8 protein-coding genes are annotated in these 18159 nt (G+C 61.4%); 6 read left to right on the forward strand and 2 right to left on the reverse strand.

Translation table 11 applies throughout. The features are described from left to right. Positions 1–37 precede the first annotated feature (37 nt). Genes LOY70_RS17270 through LOY70_RS17290 form a run of 5 tightly spaced genes read left to right on the forward strand, consistent with a single transcriptional unit; the run spans position 38 to position 15468 of the window. On the forward strand, positions 38–9229 hold the full coding sequence (locus LOY70_RS17270) for an Ig-like domain-containing protein (protein WP_265028604.1): 9192 nt from the start codon (positions 38–40) through the stop codon (positions 9227–9229). A gap of 35 nt (positions 9230–9264) precedes the next feature. After that, a complete protein-coding gene (locus LOY70_RS17275) occupies positions 9265–11166 on the forward strand; it encodes a TolC family protein (RefSeq protein WP_265028605.1) in 1902 nt (633 codons plus the stop codon). Next, on the forward strand, positions 11163–11924 hold the full coding sequence (locus LOY70_RS17280; protein ID WP_265028606.1) for an efflux RND transporter periplasmic adaptor subunit: 762 nt from the start codon (positions 11163–11165) through the stop codon (positions 11922–11924). Before LOY70_RS17275 ends, LOY70_RS17280 begins: the two co-directional genes overlap by 4 nt. Then, the gene (locus tag LOY70_RS17285; protein WP_265028607.1) at positions 11921–13297 is read left to right on the forward strand and encodes an efflux RND transporter periplasmic adaptor subunit; all 1377 of its coding nucleotides are present in this window, start codon (positions 11921–11923) and stop codon (positions 13295–13297) included. The genes LOY70_RS17280 and LOY70_RS17285 overlap by 4 nt, the downstream gene beginning before the upstream one ends. Then, positions 13294–15468: an HlyD family efflux transporter periplasmic adaptor subunit gene (locus tag LOY70_RS17290; protein WP_265028608.1), complete on the forward strand. Its 2175-nt coding sequence runs from the start codon at positions 13294–13296 to the stop codon at positions 15466–15468. The genes LOY70_RS17285 and LOY70_RS17290 overlap by 4 nt, the downstream gene beginning before the upstream one ends. Before the next feature lie 120 nt (positions 15469–15588). Here the strand turns inward: LOY70_RS17290 and LOY70_RS17295 are convergent, their stop codons facing one another. Next, on the reverse strand, positions 15589–15882 hold the full coding sequence (locus LOY70_RS17295) for a type II toxin-antitoxin system RelE/ParE family toxin (protein WP_265028609.1): 294 nt from the start codon (positions 15880–15882) through the stop codon (positions 15589–15591). Next, the gene (locus LOY70_RS17300; protein ID WP_265028610.1) at positions 15870–16142 is read right to left on the reverse strand and encodes a CopG family ribbon-helix-helix protein; all 273 of its coding nucleotides are present in this window, start codon (positions 16140–16142) and stop codon (positions 15870–15872) included. The genes LOY70_RS17295 and LOY70_RS17300 overlap by 13 nt, the downstream gene beginning before the upstream one ends. Before the next feature lie 336 nt (positions 16143–16478). On the opposite strand from LOY70_RS17300, the gene LOY70_RS17305 reads away from it, so the two are divergent. Further along, a complete protein-coding gene (locus LOY70_RS17305) occupies positions 16479–18158 on the forward strand; it encodes a thiamine pyrophosphate-binding protein (RefSeq protein WP_265028611.1) in 1680 nt (559 codons plus the stop codon). The last annotated feature ends 1 nt before the right edge of the window (position 18159 follow it).

Raw genomic sequence — 18159 nt, forward strand, 5'->3', positions numbered from 1 at the left:
CGTGTCACGCAACAGGTTGTTCGCGCTCGAACAGCGGATGCTTTTTGACGGTGCGGCGGCTGTCATTGCCGATAGCGCCGTCGTGCCGCGTAGCGGTGCCGAAGATACTCATGTAGCGATCAGCGGCGTCAGTGTCAGCGATGACACCGCCACACAGCACATCACCTTGAATGCCAGCCACGGCACGTTGAGCCTGGCGAACACCAATGGCCTTACCGGGCTGACGGGCAACGGCGGCACGAGTATCAGCTTCAGCGGCTCCCTGGCGGACATCAATGCCGCTCTCAACGGCATGTCCTTCGCAGGCGACCAGAATTTCAATGGCAGTGCCTCGTTTACCCTGACCAGCGACGACGGCAGCAGTATCACCAGCAAGACCATTAGCATCAACATAACCCCCGTCAACGATCTGCCTGCGATTACCGGCAGCGGTCCGGCGCTGCAGGTGAATGAAGGGGGCTCCGCAAGCTTCTCCGGGGCAGTCAACACCGCGGATGGCAAAGGTTTCACCCAGGCCAACCTGGGCTTGAGCGATGTCGATAACGTTCAGCAACAGGTCATCGTCAAGCTCACTTCATTAGCCAACGACGGCACCCTGCTGCTCAACGGCAAGGAATTGGGCATCGGCTCGAGCTTTTCCATCGACCAGATCGCCAACCTGAGCTATCGCCACAACGGCGACCAGGTCACCGCCCCTGCCGGCCTCATGGACGCCTTCACCATCACCATCGATGACGGTGCCGGTGGCGTCCTCCGCGACCAGGTCGTGCAGATCCACATCAATCCAGTCGATCAGGCGCCCACTTCGAGCGGCACGATCACCATTATCGAGGGTGAGCAGAACGTCAGCCTCACCGATAACGGCAACTTGATCACGCCCATTGGCACCCCGCGCGGGTCCATTCAGATCAGCGATCCAGACCAGGCCCCCGGTGTCGATTTCAGCTATACGCTGGATTCCCTGCCGACCCATGGCACACTGTTCTACAACGGGGTGGCGATTACCAATACCGGGTTCGTCATCAACGACCTGAGCAAGCTCACCTACAGCCACAATGGCAGTGAGCCCAGCGCAACGGGCACGACTGACAGCTTCAACCTCAAGGTCACCGACGACGGCGGCGGCACGAATGCTCCGAAAACCTCGACGCTGACCGTCAACCTGACTCTCCTGCCCAACAACGACGATCCGGTCCTGGACCACAGCATTACCCAGACCCTGGCCCCCGGTGAAATGACGCGGGTGGTCACCAGCGCCATGTTGCAGGTCACCGACACCGACTCTTTCTCGTCCAGCCTGAGCTATACGCTTACCGCGGTGCCCGACAGGAACGTCGGGTATTTCACCCTCAACGGTGGCCTGCTGGTGGTTGGCTCGAAATTCACCCAGGCCGATGTCAACGCCGGCAACGTGGTGTATCACGTCCGCGCCTACACCGGTACGGCCCGCACCGACAGCATGAGTTTCACGGTCAAGGACGGTGGCGTTCGCCTGTATCCAAACTCACGGGATGGCGGCATCTATGACACCGACGCCGCCAACAGTGCGTTGACGGTCAATACCTTCAGCGTCAACGTACCGCCCGAGGTAGTGACCGTACCTGGCGCGATTCCCGCCGATCCACCGTCCAATACCGCGCCCGTCGTCGGTGGCGATAAGACCGCGACGCTTGATGAAGCCGGCACTTACACGCTGGCTGCCGCCGACCTGAATACCAGTGACGATTTCACCGCCGCCGACGGGCTGACCTACCGCGTGCTGGTCACACCGGGCAGCGGCACCCTGCTGGTCAATGGCGTCGCCATCGGCGCCTTCGGCACGTTCACTCAAGCCGACGTGAACAACGGGCTTGTGACATTCCAGCACAGCGGCGATGAACACTTCGTCGACAGTTTCCAGTTCTCGGTCTCCGACGGCACGTTGACCACCGCGACCGAGAACTTCAGCCTGAACATCGTGCCGAAGAACGACACGCCCACCGCCACCAATGATGGTCGGGTGTTCACCTCCGAAGGCGGCACCGTCACCGTCACCGACCGCAATATCGTGGTCACCGACCCGGACAGGCAAGGCGATGCCAGCGGCGGCACCCAATACGCCGCGACCAACGATGTGCTGCTGCAGGTCACTGTGCTGCCGCAGTTCGGTCATCTGACTTTGAACGGCGTGAACGTCACGTTGAACCAGACGATCACCACGGCGCAACTCGCTGCGGGCGATCTGAAATATGTCCATGATGGCAGCGAGAATTTCACCGACAGTTTCACCGTTGTACCGGTCGACGATCAGGGCGTGGCCGTCGCGGCCGGCACCAATCAATCGAGTACCGGCGCGGCCCTGGTCGTACCGGTCACCATTTCACCGGTCAACGACGCACCTGAACTAAGTTCCAAATCCCAGTTGGTCAATGGTGAGGCCGGCGCCATCCATGAAGGTCAATCCGCCGTCATTGGTGGTGCCACCGGCTACGCCAATGGCGATGGCTCGGGGGCCGTGAATGGCTCGGTGGCAGGTGCGCACCTGGTCTATCGCGATGACGACAACTCAAGCGTGCAGCGGCAATACCGACTCACCGCCATTCCGCAAAACGGTAACCTGCTCCTCAATGGCGGCGTGCTGGGGCTTGGCTCGGTGTTCACTCAGGCCGATCTGGACGCCGGCCGCGTCACTTATCAGCACGACGGCAGCGAAACCAGCAACGACGCCTTCTCCTACATCGTCAGTGACGGCGATTTCAGCGCGAACGATAACGGCTCGTTTGCCCAAGGCGCTGCCGCCACTGCATCGACCTACAACATCGAAATCCTGCCGACCAACGACAAGCCAACGGTGACCGCCCCCGGTAGTCCCATCAACCTCGACAGCACCACCGCCAGCAACAATCCGGTCGGTGGTTTCGTGGTGAGCGACCCGGATGACTTGGGCGGCAGCCCCAGCACACCGGATGCGGTGCAGGTCATCGTGCGCTTGACCCAGACTGACGGCACGGCCTTTACGGCGGGCGACTATGCGGGCGTCACCCTGTCGGTCGGCCTCGGCGGCGGCGCCACTCGCGATGGTGATAAAGACGGCAATGGCGATTACCTGGTGCTGCGCGGCACGCGCGCCGAGGTCAACGCGGCCTTGGCGACCCTCAGCGCCAGCGTCAACGACCCCAGTAACGAAGATCATCAATACCGCATCCAGGTCGTCGTCGATGACCGCTTGCGTGACGCCGGCGGCAATCTGATCGCCGGTGCCAATGGCGGTTTGGAAAACCAGGCGGCAGTCCCGGGTGGCAGCGGGCAACCCATATCCACCGTGGAATTCGACGGCTATGCCGACAGTGTGGCCGGCACGGATCTCAACCTTGCCCAGGCCAGCGTGTTGATTCGCGTCTCTACCGTCAATGGTGCGCCCAGCGTAACCATTCCGGCCTCTGTACAGATCAACGAGGACCGTCGAACCGCCATCAATGGCATCACGGTGGTGGACACCGAGTCCACGGCATTCGACATCCCTGTCTCTGTCACCGTCAGTGTTCCAGCGGGGCAAGGCGTGCTGGGGGTCGCCGGCACCGGCGCACAGACGTCCATCACCCTGCCCTCCGGGCGCATCGTCACCATCAGCGGTGATAACAGCAACAGCGTGACGCTGGTCGGGCGCGCCGACGATATCCAGTCGCTGCTCAACGACGCCAGCAACGGCTTGACGTATACCAGTGCAACCAACGCCAACCATGATGTCAACGGCGTAGCGGCGGGCGATGTCACGCTCAGTGTGCGAATTGACGAAGGCGCCGCCGCCATCGGCGGTGACACAGGCAGCGGCAGCGTCGCGCCGGTGTCGCAGACAAGCCAGCTAGCCATCACCCTGCAGGCAACGAACGACGCGCCAACGGTAGCGGCCGGCGGTGGCAACCTGTCGATTGGCCAAGGTGGTGTAGCCGTGGCCGTGCCTGGCTTCGTGGTGTCCGATCCGGACTACAGCGACGGCGGTGGCATTACCGCACCCGCCGGTGAAACCAATTCGCCCGAACAGGATTTCATCCAGGTCACCGTGCGCCTGACCGATGCCAGCAGCGTCCCGCTGAGCCAGGCGGCATATGCCGACATCCTGCTCGGGTCGACCAGTCCACCGACCGAAGACCACACGACATTCGAGATCGATGACACCCACACCGGCACTGGCAACGCGCTGGTGATCCGTGGCACCCGAGCCAACGTCAACGCCTACCTCGCCGGGCTCCAGGTCACCCTCAGTGGCGGCCTCGCCAACACAGACACCAGCTACAAGGTCCAAGTGATCGCCGATGATCGCATGCGCAACGTGGCAACCGGCACGCTGGACCCTGCGGGCCTGGCCAACGGCGGCTTGAACCCTTCGGGCGCCACGGTGGTGAGCGCACCTACCACCGTGATCAATCCCTATGCCGCCTTGCCTGGCTCGCTGGCGCTCAATATGGCGAGTAACACGCGCAACCTGTTCGTCTCCAGCATCAACGACCCGACCAGCATCACTGCGAGCAATGTCACGGTCAAGGAAGGCTCGGCGACCCTGAACCTGACCGGCAGCGTGGGCGCGTTCTCGATCAGCGACCCGGATGCCAACGGCGCCAACACCTTCTCTGCAACCATTCACGTCAGCCAAGGCGTCATCTCTGCCGTGGGCGGCAGCGGCGGTACCGTTGGCGGACTTGGCAGCGATACGATCACGCTCACAGGTGCCACCCAAGCCCAGGTCAATGCCCGCCTGCAAGCCTTGACCATCACCTATCCAACCGCTGCGGGCGCGCCGGCGGGAGCCGACTACACGGGCACCTTCACTGTAACGGTCACCGTCAACGATGGCGGCAGCATCGGTCAGCGCCCCGGCGCCCTGGGCGGCGACACCAACGATGCCAGCCAGAACCCCGGTGATTATGCTTACGCGGATGCCTCCAGCGCCCAGTTGATCACCACCCGCACGATCAACGTGACAGTGACCCCGGTCAATGACGCGCCGCAGGCCTCCGGCCTGAGCAATGTCCAGACAGTGACCAAAGGTGGCAGCCCGATCCGCCTGGACAGCGATGGCAACGTGACCGTCAGCGATACTGAGCTGGATGTGAGTCCGGGCAAATGGCTGGGCGCGACCCTGACCATCAGCCGTCACGGCGCCAGCAATGCCAACGATGTCTTGGGTCTCTTCGACAGCGACACCAGCAATGACGCGGTCGGCGTCCAGATCAATGGCAACGACCTGATCGTTGACGGCGTGACGGTCGGCACCCTCAGCAATGCCTCGGGCAGTTTGCAGGTCACCTTCAATAGTGCTGCCGACCGCTCGGTAGTCGGCAAGGTCATGGGCGCGGTGACCTATAGCAACACCAACCCTTCGACGTCCGCCAGTGCCGACGTGCAAGTCGATTTCGTCCTCAATGACCAGAACCCGAACACCACCGACAGCGGCACTGCCGGTAGTGGCCAGGACCAAGGGGCCGAAGGCCAGAAGAATACGACCCGCTCGATCACCATCCACCTCAATACCGTACCGGTCGCCACGGATGACGGCCTGCAAACCGTCCAACAAGGGAGCCCGGCCAGCGGCAATGTGCTGCCCAATGACAGCGATCCGGAGGGCAATGCCCTCAGTGTCACGAGGTTCACCATCAACGGCGTCGCCGGCAGCTTCAACCCAGGCGATACCGCAACGATTACCGGCGTGGGCAGCCTCACCCTGAATGCCAACGGCAGCTACCTGTTCACACCACTGTCGACCTACCACGGTGATGTGCCGGTGGTGACCTACAGCATCAGCGATGGCGTGGGTGGCACTGACAGTGCCGACTTGAGCATTCGCGTCAATGCGCCTCCTGTGGCAGTGGATGACGGATTGCAAACCGTTCAGCAAGGTGATCCGGCCAGCGGCAACGTGTTGCCCAACGACAGCGATCCGGAGGGCAATACCCTTGGCGTCAGCGGCTTTACCATCACTGGCGTCACCGGCAGTTTCAACCCTGGCGACACCGCGACGATTACCGGCGTGGGCACCCTGACCCTGAATGCCGACGGCAGCTACCTGTTCACCCCGCTGCCGACCTATCACGGCGATGTACCGGTGGTGACCTACAGCCTCAGCGACGGCGTGGGCGGCACTGACAGCGCCAACCTGACTATCCGTGTCAATGCACCACCCGTTGCGGTGAATGACGGTCTGCACACCGTTCAGCAAGGTCATCCGGCCAGCGGCAACGTGTTGCCCAACGACAGCGACCCGGATGGCAATGTCCTCAGTGTCACAGGCTTCACCATCACGGGTGTCGCCGGCAGCTTCAACCCTGGCGATACCGCAACGATTACCGGCGTGGGCAGCCTGACCCTGAATGCCAACGGCAGCTACCTGTTCACGCCGCTGTCGACCTACCACGGTGATGTGCCGGTGGTGACCTATGGCATCAACGACGGCGTGGGTGGCACTGACAGCGCCGACCTGAGCATCCGCGTCAACGCGCCACCCGTGGCGGTGGATGATGGCCTGCAAACCATTCAGCAAGGTCACCCGGCCAGCGGCAATGTGTTGCCCAACGACAGCGACCCGGACGGCAATCCCCTTAGCGTCAGCGGCTTTACCATCAATGGCGTCACCGGCAGCTTCAACCCTGGCGACACCGCGACGATTACCGGTGTCGGCACCCTGACCCTGAATGCCGATGGCAGCTACCTGTTCACCCCACTGTCGACCTACCACGGTGATGTACCGGTGGTGACCTACAGCATCAGCGACGGCGTGGGTGGCACTGACAGCGCCGACTTGAGCATTCGCGTCAATGCGCCCCCCGTGGCGGTGGATGATGGCCTGCACACCGTCCAGCAAGGTGGTCCGGCCAGCGGCAATGTCTTGCCCAGCGACAGCGACCCGGATGGCAATGCCCTCAATGTCACGGGTTTCACCGTCAATGGCGTTGCCGGCAGCTTCAACCCTGGCGACACCGCAACGATTACCGGTGTCGGCAGCCTCACCCTGAATGCCGATGGCAGCTACCTGTTCACCCCACTGTCGACCTTCCACGGTGATGTACCGGTGGTGACCTACAGCATCGGCGATGGCGTGGGTGGCACTGATAGCGCCGACTTGAGCATTCGCGTCAATGCGCCACCCGTGGCGGTGGATGACGGGCTGCAAACCGTCCAGCAAGGTCATCCGGCCAGCGGCAACGTGTTGCCCAACGACAGCGACCCGGACGGCAATACCCTTGGCGTCAGCGGCTTTACCATCAATGGCGTCACCGGCAGCTTCAACCCTGGCGACACCGCGACGATTACCGGCGTCGGCAGCCTCACCCTGAATGCCGATGGCAGCTACCTGTTCACGCCGCTGTCGACCTACCACGGCGATGTGCCGGTGGCGACCTATAGCCTCAGCGATGGCGCAGGGGGAACTGACAGCGCCAACCTGACTATCCGCGTCAACGCACCACCCGTGGCGGTGGATGATGGCCTGCACACCGTTCAGCAAGGTGATCCAGCCAGCGGCAATGTGCTGCCCAACGACAGCGACCCGGTGGGCAATGCCCTCAGCGTCACAGGCTTCACTATCATCGGCGTCACCGGCAGTTTTAACGCTGGCGACACTGCGACCATTACCGGCGTGGGCAGCCTGACCCTGAATGCCGATGGCAGCTACCTGTTCACCCCGCTGTCGACCTTCCACGGTGATCTGCCGGTGGTGACCTACAGCATCAGCGATGGCGTGGGTGGCACTGACAGCGCCGACTTGAGCATTCGCGTCAATGCGCCTCCCGTGGCGGTGGATGACGGGCTGCACACCATTCAACAGGGTGATCCGGCCAGCGGCAACGTGCTGCCCAACGACAGTGACCCGGAGGGCAATGCCCTCAGCGTCAGTGGGTTTGCCATCGCCGGCGTTACCGGCAGCTTCAACCCTGGCGATACCGCAACGATTACCGGCGTCGGCACCTTCACCCTGAATGCCGATGGCAGCTACCTGTTCACCCCGCTGTCGACCTTCCACGGTGATCTGCCGGTGGTGACCTACAGCCTCCGCGATGGCGTGGGCGGCACTGATAGCGCCGACCTGACGATCCGGGTCAACCCCAAGCCGCTCGCCAACGACGACGGTGTCTTGCTGACGGACCGCGACACACCGATCCGGTCCATCAATGTGCTGGGCAACGACACTGATCCGAACGGCTCGCCACTCACCGTTACCCGCGCCACAAGCCCGAAGGGCAGCGTCTCGATCAACCCCGACGGCACCCTGGACTTCACACCGGCAGCCGGTGTGACGGGAGACGTGCTCATTACCTACGTGATCAGCGACGGTCTCGGCGGCAGCGACACCGCCCAGGTTCGAATCCATATCAACGAGCCCCCCGTGGCGGTCGATGACGGTGTCCAGGCCGGACTTCAAGGCAATCCCGTCAACGGCACCGTGCTGGGCAACGACAGCGACCCGGAGAACGACACGATTCACGTAGTCGACTTCACTATCAATGGGGTTACCGGCACCCATGCGGCCGGAAACAGCGTGGTGATCGTCGGCGTCGGTAGCTTTACCCTGGCGGGCGACGGCAGCTATCAATTCGTGCCGGACAACAACTATCTTGGCGCGGTACCGACGATCAATTACCGGATAACCGACGATCATGGCGGCTTCTCCACGGCGCAATTGCAACTGCGCATCGATTCTTCGGTGTTACCGCAACCGCCGGCCTCCGGGATAACCCCAGATCAACATTTGCCACCGACAGGCGTGGATCGCTACGACTATCCGGACCGACATCTGGACCTGGCGAGTGTGCAGCGCTCGATGGTGCCCGGCCTGTTCGTCACGCTGCCGGTAATGGACTCCCAAGCCCAGACCCACGACCGACTCGACCCCCTCTTGTCAGGCTATAACGCTGCCGTCAGCGGGCAAATGCAATCGGAGTCGATTGGCCTGGGGCTCGGTTTCGTTCCTGACCTGCACGTCACGCTGGCCGTACAAGACTCGCAAGAAACCGTTGATGACCAAGAGCGGTCGCTCAAATTCAAGGACAGCGCGTATTTCACCGGCGGCGACAGTTTGTTCGATGACTTCAACACCTGGGTACCCCGCGTCAACGAAGTTTCCACCGATGACGTCGCCCCCAGTCCACCCAAGACCGCCGTTGCTTTCAGTGAGCAAGTGAAAAAGGCCGCCGCCGAGCGCCATCCTCATTTGTTCAGTGAAAACAAACCGTCACCCGCACCGCAAAGCAAAGGCTGAATCCACTTCTTCGCACCTTATGAAACGGTAATCAAATGCGCTTGATGAAAAAAAATCGTTCAGTGCTGGCCCTCAGCCTGGTCGCTGCCGCCGTGCTCGTTGCGGTGACGGGCTGTTCCGTGGCCCCGCAGCCGTTGAAAGAAGATGAAGTCCATCAGCGCGTGGCCGGTGACCAACTCCAGCTTTACGCAGACCAGGAGCCGATCACGGGACCGCTGACCTTCGCCGATGCGTTGGCGCGCTCGCTCAAGTACAACCTTGACTACCGCCTGAAGCTGATGGAGTCGGCCCTCGCGGCTGGGCTGCATGACGTGTCGCGCTACGACATGCTGCCCAAGATGCTGGTCTCGGCCGGCTACGCCTCGCGCAGCAACGAGTCCGGCGGTACCAGCGTGGGCATCGAGACCCACACCGTTTCGTTGATCCCCTCCTCCTCTGTCGAACGCGACCGCACGCTGGCCAGCGCCGAGTTTTCCTGGAACCTGCTGGACTTTGGTGTCAGTTATTACCGAGCCAAGCAAAGTGCCGACCAGTATCTGATTGCAGAGGAGCGCCGTCGGCGCGTGATGCAAACCGTCCTGCAGGACTTGCGCACGTCCTACTGGCGTGCCCTCGGCGCCCAGCGCCTTGAAAGCCAGGCCGACGATTTACTTGACCGCGTGCGCGTCGCCTTGGGCAAATCCCGGGAAGCCGAAGTACAGGGGTTGCTGCCTCCAGCCCAGGCCCTGGCTTATCAAAGTGCCTTGTTGGATGCGACCACCTTGCTCAACGCTCGACGCCAGGACCTGGAGTTCGCCAAACGCGAACTGGCGGCACTGATGAGCATCCCGCCCGGTAGCCAATTCACCTTGGCCGAAGAAAGCGAACCGTCGCTGCCCGGCGTCCCTCCCGACATTGCCAAGCTTGAGGAAATTGCCCTGCAGGCGCGCCCTGAATTGCGCGAAGAGGACTACCGCAAACGCATTTCAGCCGACGAAGCCCGGCGCCAGCTATTGGCCTTGCTGCCCAGTCTTGGCATCAATATCAACAGCCAGTACGACTCCAACAAATACCTCTACAACAACAGTTGGGTCGACAGCGGCGTGCAGCTCAGCGCCAATCTGTTCAGGCTGGCCGCCATTCCAGCCACGCAAAAAGCCAGTGAATCGCAGGAAAAGACCGACAACGCTCGTCGCCTGGCGCTGTCGATGGCGGTACTGACGCAGGTACGCATTTCAGTCGAACGCTACAAACTCGCCCTGGTCGATTTCGATCTGGCCGATCAATCAAGCCAGGTCGATCAGCGCATGGCCAAGTTCGCCCGGGCTTCGCTGACCTCGCGTACCGACTCCGAGCTGGAAGTGATCCGCACCGAAACCCGCGCCCTGCTCGCCCAGTTCCAGCGTTACTCAGCCTATGCCACTGCGCAAACCGCGTTCGGGCGTATCTATAACTCCTTGGGCCTGGACGTGCTGCCCGAAAACGTCGACGACTCCAGCAACCTGCGACAGCTTTCGCAACAACTGCAAAAAAGCCTGAGCAGCTCAGAGCGACAGGCTTTCACCACGGCGATAGGTGATCTGCCGTCCCAGCAACCCCTGGCCATTCGCCTTGAATACTCAGGCGATGCTCAAGCGACCAAGGGCATGCTCGAAGTAGCTCGCCAGGCGCTCAAACGCAACCAGTTCGTGCTCACCGAGCAGGACCCGCAGACTCCCATCCTGGTCTTGCAACTCCATGTCTCCAACGTTCAGGACGGCATCCGTCGCGGCCGATGGCGTGTCAGCCTACTCCGTGCCGATGGCAGCGTGGCAGGCACCAGTGACTACCAAAGCACGTTGCGGGCCCAGCCGGATAACGATTCATTGAACGCGTTCTGCGAAGCCGCCACGGTGGCGGAAATGCCGAACTTGCGAGAGTGGTTGAAATCAGCCTCCATACAGGTCGCCTTGAAATGAGCCTCCGATACCGTAGTCTTTCATTGTCCATGCTGACCGGCTCGTTGCTCGGCCTGGCGGTAGCAGGCCAATCGGCCTGGGCACAAAGCGAAGCCGACGCCGGCGTGCGCGTGTTGCTGGTGGCCGATCAGGAAACCACCCTGGCCAGCCAACTGGTGGGTCGGGTGCGTGCGGTCAACGCGTCGCTGGGCTCGGCGTTCCGCAAGGGCGACGTGCTCGTCAGTTTCGACTGTGACGAACAGGCCGCACGCCTGAAGATGGCCCAGGCCGACCTGAGTTCCGCGAAAGAGTCCCATGATGCCAAACTGCGCCTGCAAGGGTTGCAGTCGGCCGGCGAGGTGGAGGTCTCACTGGCGGCCAGCGCGGCGGAAAAAGCCTCTGCCCAGGTCGCCCAGTACCGTGCCCAGCAACAACAATGCACGGTCCTGGCGCCGTTTGACGGGCGTGTGGTCAAGGTACAGGTCAAAGCCTTCCAGGGCGTCAACCTGGGCCAGCCCTTGCTCGACATCATCAGCAACGGGCCGCTGAAGATGCGCGTCAACGTGCCCTCCAAATGGCTGGCCTGGCTCAAACCCAAGCAGACCTTCCAGGTTGACCTGGGGGAAACCGGCAAACGCTATCCAGCCAGGATCAAAGCCATCAACGCCCAAGTCGATGCCGTCAGCCAGACCATCGAGCTTGAGGGGGTGATCGAAGGTCAGCCAACTGATTTGCTGGCAGGGATGAGTGGCACCGCGTTATTTGAAGCACCGAAATGAACGCCCAAGCCACGCCTGTAAACCCCGTCGCGGTGCTGCTGCATCTGGAACAACGCGCGCAAGCGGCTCGCAGCACCGCAGAACTGGGTTTCGTGATGGTCAACGAAACCTGGCAGCTTTTGCGCTATCGCCAGGCATTTATCTTCGTCAGCGACGTGCTGGGCAAACCGGCCCTGAGCAATGTCTCGAGCCTGGCCGTGCTGCCGGAGGAGTCGCCGTTTACCGTTTGGCTCAAAGGCCTGGCCCATCATCTTTGGCGGCCGCCTGCGGTAACGGCCGACTCGGCTCGCTTACCCACTGTGCGCCTTTGGCACGTACCAGAGCTTGGTGAGCGCTTCGCTGAGGGCTGGGCCGAGTGGATGCCGACGCATCTGCTGTGCCTGCAACTGCCCGGTCGCGACAATTCGCGCCGCGGCATGCTGCTGCTCGCCTGCGACGCCGAGCCAGACGAACACACCCAGGCGCTGCTCGCCCGGCTGGGGCAAACCTATGCGTACTGCCTCGCGGCGCTGACGGACAAGCGCCCCACCCTCGGTGCCCGCTGGCAAACCTGGCGACGACGCCCGTTACGTATTTTCGGATTGGCTTGCGCCGTCGCCCTGGCCTGTCTGTTCCCGGTCCGCCTGAGTGCCCTGGCACCGGCCGAGATCGAAGCACACAACGCCATGGCCATTGCCGCCCCCCAGGACGGCGTGGTGCGGGAGTTTCTGGTGCAGCCCAACCAGATGGTGAAAAAGGACCAACCGCTGTTCAGCCTCGATGACACGACCCTGCGCAACCGCCGCGCAGTGGCCCGGCAAGCGCTGGAAGTCGCCCGCTCCGAGGCACTGCTCGCGGCGCAGAAAGCCTTCGACAACACACAAAGCAAAGGTGAATTGGCCGCCCTGAATGGGCAAGTGCAGGAGAAACAGGCCGAGGTCACCTGGATCGATGAAATGCTCGAGCGCAACAGCGTTCGGGCGCCACGGGACGGCATCGCGATTTTTGGCGACAGCAATGACTGGGTCGGCAAACCCGTGGTCACGGGTGAGCGCATCATGCAGCTCGCCGACCCGCAAGATGCCGGGGTGTTGGTCTGGCTACCGGTGGCCAATGCCATCAACCTCGATGCCGGCTCCGAGATTCGTCTGTTCCTGCACGTGGCGCCGCTGTCACCACTGACCGCCAGCCTGGTCCAGACCAGCTACCAAGCCACCCTGTCGCCGGACAACATCCCCTCCTATCGGATTCGCGGGCAGTTCCAGGGCGATGCCAGCCAGCTGGCACGGATCGGTCTCAAAGGCACCGCCAAGCTCTACGGCGAACAAGTGCCGTTGATTTACTACGTCTTACGGCGTCCTTTGGCCGCATTACGTGAATGGAGCGGTCTGTGAGTGAGCACGACTTCACGACCATGCTGCCGGCGCCTTCCACCGGCGCGATGGCAGACGATTCGAACATCGAGCTGCCGGAACACCTGCCAGCGATACGGGAAGACTTGCGTCTGATTCCGGCGGCCACGCAACGTGATGGCTCGCCGGCGTGGATGATTCAGGATCCGGTCGGAAACCGTTTCTTCACTATCGGCTGGCTCGAATTCGAGATGCTGTCGCGCTGGTCGCTGGGCAGTCCGACCGAGTTACTGGACGCACTGGCGGCACAAACGCCCTTGCACGTCAGCCGGGCGGAGCTGGCCGCTTTATTGACCTTCCTCAGTCGCCATCAGTTGCTGCATATCAGCGACATGAGCGGCACCCGACGGCTGGAAGAAATGGCCAGGCAACGCCGGCACACGGGCTGGCAATGGTTGCTGCATAACTACCTGTTCATGCGGATACCGCTGTGGCGGCCACAACGCCTGCTGCAAAAAACCTTGCCCTGGATCGCGCCCTTGTTCAGCCGGACGTTTCTGGGCGCCGTGGCCGTCGCCATCCTGCTGGGCCTGTTCCTCGTCGGGCAGCAGTGGGACGTGTTCGTTGCCAGTTTCCAGCAAAGTCTTTCTCCCGAAGGACTGGTCGGGTACCTGATAGCGCTGGCCGTTACCAAATGCCTCCACGAGCTTGGACACGCCTATACCGCCACCCGTTATGGCGTGCGGGTCGCGCACATGGGCGTGGCGTTTCTCGTGCTGTGGCCGGTGCTCTACACCGACACCAGCGAGTCATGGAAACTGGCCGACCGACGCCAGCGCTTTCACATTGCCGGCGCCGGCATTCTCGTGGAGCTGATCATCGCGGGGCTTGCCACCCTGGGCTGGGGGCTGTGCGAAAACCCGATGCTCAAAAGTGCCCTGTTCTTTCTCGCCACCACCAGCTGGATGATTTCGCTGGCCCTTAACGCCAGCCCGTTCATGCGCTTTGACGGTTACTTCTTGCTGTCCGATCGGCTCGACCTGCCGAACCTTCATGAACGTTCAGGGGCATTGGCGCAAGCCTGGATGCGCCGTCGCCTATTGTCCTGGGACGAACCGGACCCCGAAGTCCTGACCCCGCGCCTGCGGCATTTCCTCATCCTCTTTGCCGTGATCACCCGAATCTATCGCCTGGTGGTCTTTCTCGGGATCGCCGTCGCCGTGTACTACCTGTTTTTCAAGGCGCTGGGCATCTTCCTGTTTCTGGTTGAGATTTCCTGGTTCGTCATAATGCCCATTCAACGTGAACTGAAGGTCTGGTGGCGCCGCCGCAAGGAAATACCCGTGCACCGTGGCCGCGTGCTTTTGCTCGGTCTCGGCGCGCTGATGCTGATGGCTGCCCTGCCCTGGAGTAACCAAGTGCAAGCGCCGGCATGGCTGCATGCGGAAATCCAATACACGCTCTACAGCCCTTTGCCGGCAAGGCTGCTGGAGATGCCGCCAGCCGGTCAAAGAGTCGAAGCCGATGCCGTCCTGGCCGTTCTCGACTCCGCGCAAATACGTGACAGGGTCGAACGATCACGCAAGGCCGCCCTCGCGCTGCGCGCTCAACTGGACGGGCTGACCGGGGCGGCCAGCGGGGCAGAAAAATATGCCTCGATTGCCAATCAGCTCAGCCGCCAGCAAGCCGAATCAGCGGCGCAGTCAGCCGAGCTCCGACGCCTGACGCTACGCGCCCCAATGGCGGGCATGCTCACGGATGTCGACCCCTCCGTGCAGCCTGGCGTCTGGGTCAAACCCAATCAGCCGCTGGGGGTACTGGTCAATCCCGATAGCTGGACGGTGGAAGCCTTCGTCCGTCAACAGGACCTGTCACGGCTGACCCTTGGCGCCCGTGCGCGTTTTTATGCCCACGGTGACAGTGGCAGCGCGCTCGAAGGCAAAGTGATCAGCATCGATGATTCACGGACCCAAAACGTTCCTCACCTCATGCTGAGCACGGCCTATGGTGGACCGATTGCCGTTTCCGGCAAGTCGGACAGCAACCTGCAGGTTCGTGACGCGCTCTACCGGGTCAGAATCAAGCTGGGCGCCCCGCCCACCCAAATGATGATGCGCCTGGGCAACGTTTCGATAGAGGCTACCCGCGTCAGCCCGGTTACCGAGTTGTTCACCGATACGTTGTCGATCCTGGTGAGGGAAAGCGGTTTTTGAGGCGTATCGATTCGACGCCGCTAAAAATGCCGGCCACTTTATTAGCAGGGGTCTTGATCAACGGTAGCTGGGCATGGTTTTTTGGGCAGGTGTCGAGTGTGGGGAAGTGAGCCCTGGCTATCAGTAACCCGCTTCTCTCTGATGCCGGAACGCCAATACGTACACGGTTTCTTCTGCGGGAACAAAACGATAAAGCGCGACATAGCCCGCGTCACCAAAAGCAATCACCAGCTCTCTCAACTCGGGCATATCATCAACGGGTCGACCGACATGGGGATCGGTTTCCAGGCGCATCAACTGCTGCTCTATGGCTTGAGCTGCCCTGCGCGTCACCTGCGGGTCTTTTTCTAACAGGAAACGACGACAACGCTCCAATCCTTCACCCGCACCCGCGGTAAGAATCAGTCGTGGCACGTGGGAAGCTCCGACTCTTCGTCGGTTCCCCAGGTTTTAAGCCAGTCTCGGGTCTCGGCCCCAGTCAGGTGCTGGCCCGTTTCCTGGTAGGCCGTCCACGAAGCCAGCGCCTCTTGCTTGAAACTTTCCCGCGCCTCCTCTCGCACGACGTACTGAGAGAGGGCTTCACGCATGATCCAGTGAGCCGAACGTTGCCGGGCACTCGCCAATTGCTGGATGCGGTACTTCAAATCCTCATCGATTTTGATTGACGTTGCCATGCCAGCCTCTCTGATATTCACAGGTATTACCTTTTAATACGATAGCAAGCACACGGGAGCCTGTCTATTCGGAGAACACCTGGACAAATGGTGTCTTGGCATCCCTCCAGCCAACCTAAGGCGTACCCCACGAGGCGTCGAACTCGACTTCAATAGCAGAGGGAATGAACTCCAGACCAATCATCGTTTGTCCCCCTGCCCGATGATGCTCAGAATCCCTTGCGCAGCACTGTGCTTTTTTGAGCACGGTCGCTCTGTCATTGATCGAGTCAATACCTGCCGGAAAGCGAGCCCTCCCCCCTATTTACACCGAACCAGTCGATTAAGGAGAAAACAATGAATAAAACCATTTCTCGTCGCAGCGGAGGTCAGATATTGGTGGATGCCTTGCGCATCCATGGCGTCAAAAGGGCTTTCTGTGTTCCGGGAGAAAGCTACCTCGCGGTGCTCGATGCCTTGCATGACGTGCAGGAAGAAATCGATCTGATCGTGTGCCGCCAGGAAGGTGGAGCGGCCTACATGGCAGAGGCCTACGGCAAGCTGACTGGAGAGCCAGGCATCTGTTTCGTGACCCGGGGGCCAGGGGCAACAAACTCCTCTGTTGGCGTTCACACCGCGTTCCAGGACTCTACACCGATGATCCTCTTCATCGGCCAGGTCGCTCGCGATCAACAGTATCGCGAAGCCTTCCAGGAAGTAGATTTTCGCCAGATGTTTGGCCCCTTGGCGAAATGGGTCGTGCAAATCGACGACCCCCTCAGAATTCCCGAATTGATCAGCCAGGCGTTCCATCGAGCAGTCAATGGCCGGCCAGGGCCTGTGGTGGTCGCACTGCCGGAAGATATGCTGACCGACATGGCGCAAGTCAATGATGCCGGGGCTTTCAAACGTGTCCTGATGACCCCGGCAGCCGAACAAATGGCGGCCATGCAGCAACTGCTCGAGCGCTCGGAGCGTCCATTGATGGTGCTGGGTGGTAGCGGCTGGGATACCGAGTCTGTGCAGGACATCCGGCTTTTTGCTGAACAGCAGAATATCCCGGTGGCCGCCTCCTTCCGCTGTCAGGACCTGTTCGACAATCGACGCCCCCACTATGCTGGCGATCTTGGATTTGCGGCGTCGGCACAGCTGTCATCGGCCGTGAAAGAGGCCGACCTGCTCCTGGTCGTAGGCTCGCGAATGGGAGAGGTTTCGAGCGGCGGCTACGCGGCTTTGGATATTCCCGTCCCCCAGCAAACCTTGGTGCACATCCACCAGGGGATCGAGGAGCTGGGACGGGTCTACCAACCAGCGTTGGCGATCAATAGCAGCATGTCGACCTTCGCAAAACTGGCAGCGAGACTCCCGGCGGCAACCTCGCAAAGACACAGTGAATGGACGCGCACACTGAACCAAAACTATCAGCGGAACCTGGCGCCTACGTCATCGCCAGGCCCTGTCCAAATGGCCGACATCATTGAGTGGTTGAATCGCAGGCTGCCCGATGACGCGATCCTGACCAATGGCGCTGGAAACTATGCCGTCTGGCTTCAACGCTTCTATCAGTTCCGCCATTACCGCACCCAGCTAGGCCCTACCAATGGCTCCATGGGCTACGGCGTTCCTGCTGCCGTGGCCGCCAAACTGACTTGTCCGGAGCGCGTGGTGGTGTCGTTTTCCGGGGATGGCTGCTTCTTGATGAATGGCCAGGAGATCGCGACCGCAGCGCAATACGGGGCCCATGTGATTTTCGTGGTAATCAACAATGGCATGTACGGCACCATCAGAATGCACCAGGAACGCAATTACCCTGGACGCGTCTCCGGCACGCAATTGCACAACCCGGATTTCGCCGCCCTTGCCCAAGCTTATGGACTGCATGGCGAGGTGGTAACCGCCACGTCGGAATTTGCGCCAGCGTTTGAACGCTGCCTTGCAGTCTCCCGGCCCTCCTTGATTGAAATCAGAGTCGACCCTGAAGCATTGACACCTCGACTCAGCCTGACTCAGATCAGAGAGCAATCGAGCAAAAGGTAAG

Source organism: Pseudomonas sp. B21-054, assembly GCF_026016345.1.
Taxonomy (GTDB): Bacteria; Pseudomonadota; Gammaproteobacteria; order Pseudomonadales; family Pseudomonadaceae; genus Aquipseudomonas.

Bases quoted from the DNA above. Each gene is read 5' to 3' on its own strand.
- LOY70_RS17270 (WP_265028604.1), top strand. From the start codon at position 38: ATGCTTTTTGACGGTGCGGCGGCTGTCATTGCCGATAGCGCCGTCGTG.
- LOY70_RS17275 (WP_265028605.1), top strand. From the start codon at position 9,265: ATGCGCTTGATGAAAAAAAATCGTTCAGTGCTGGCCCTCAGCCTGGTC.
- LOY70_RS17280 (WP_265028606.1), top strand. From the start codon at position 11,163: ATGAGCCTCCGATACCGTAGTCTTTCATTGTCCATGCTGACCGGCTCG.
- LOY70_RS17285 (WP_265028607.1), top strand. From the start codon at position 11,921: ATGAACGCCCAAGCCACGCCTGTAAACCCCGTCGCGGTGCTGCTGCAT.
- LOY70_RS17300 (WP_265028610.1), bottom strand. From the start codon at position 16,142: ATGGCAACGTCAATCAAAATCGATGAGGATTTGAAGTACCGCATCCAG.
- LOY70_RS17305 (WP_265028611.1), top strand. From the start codon at position 16,479: ATGAATAAAACCATTTCTCGTCGCAGCGGAGGTCAGATATTGGTGGAT.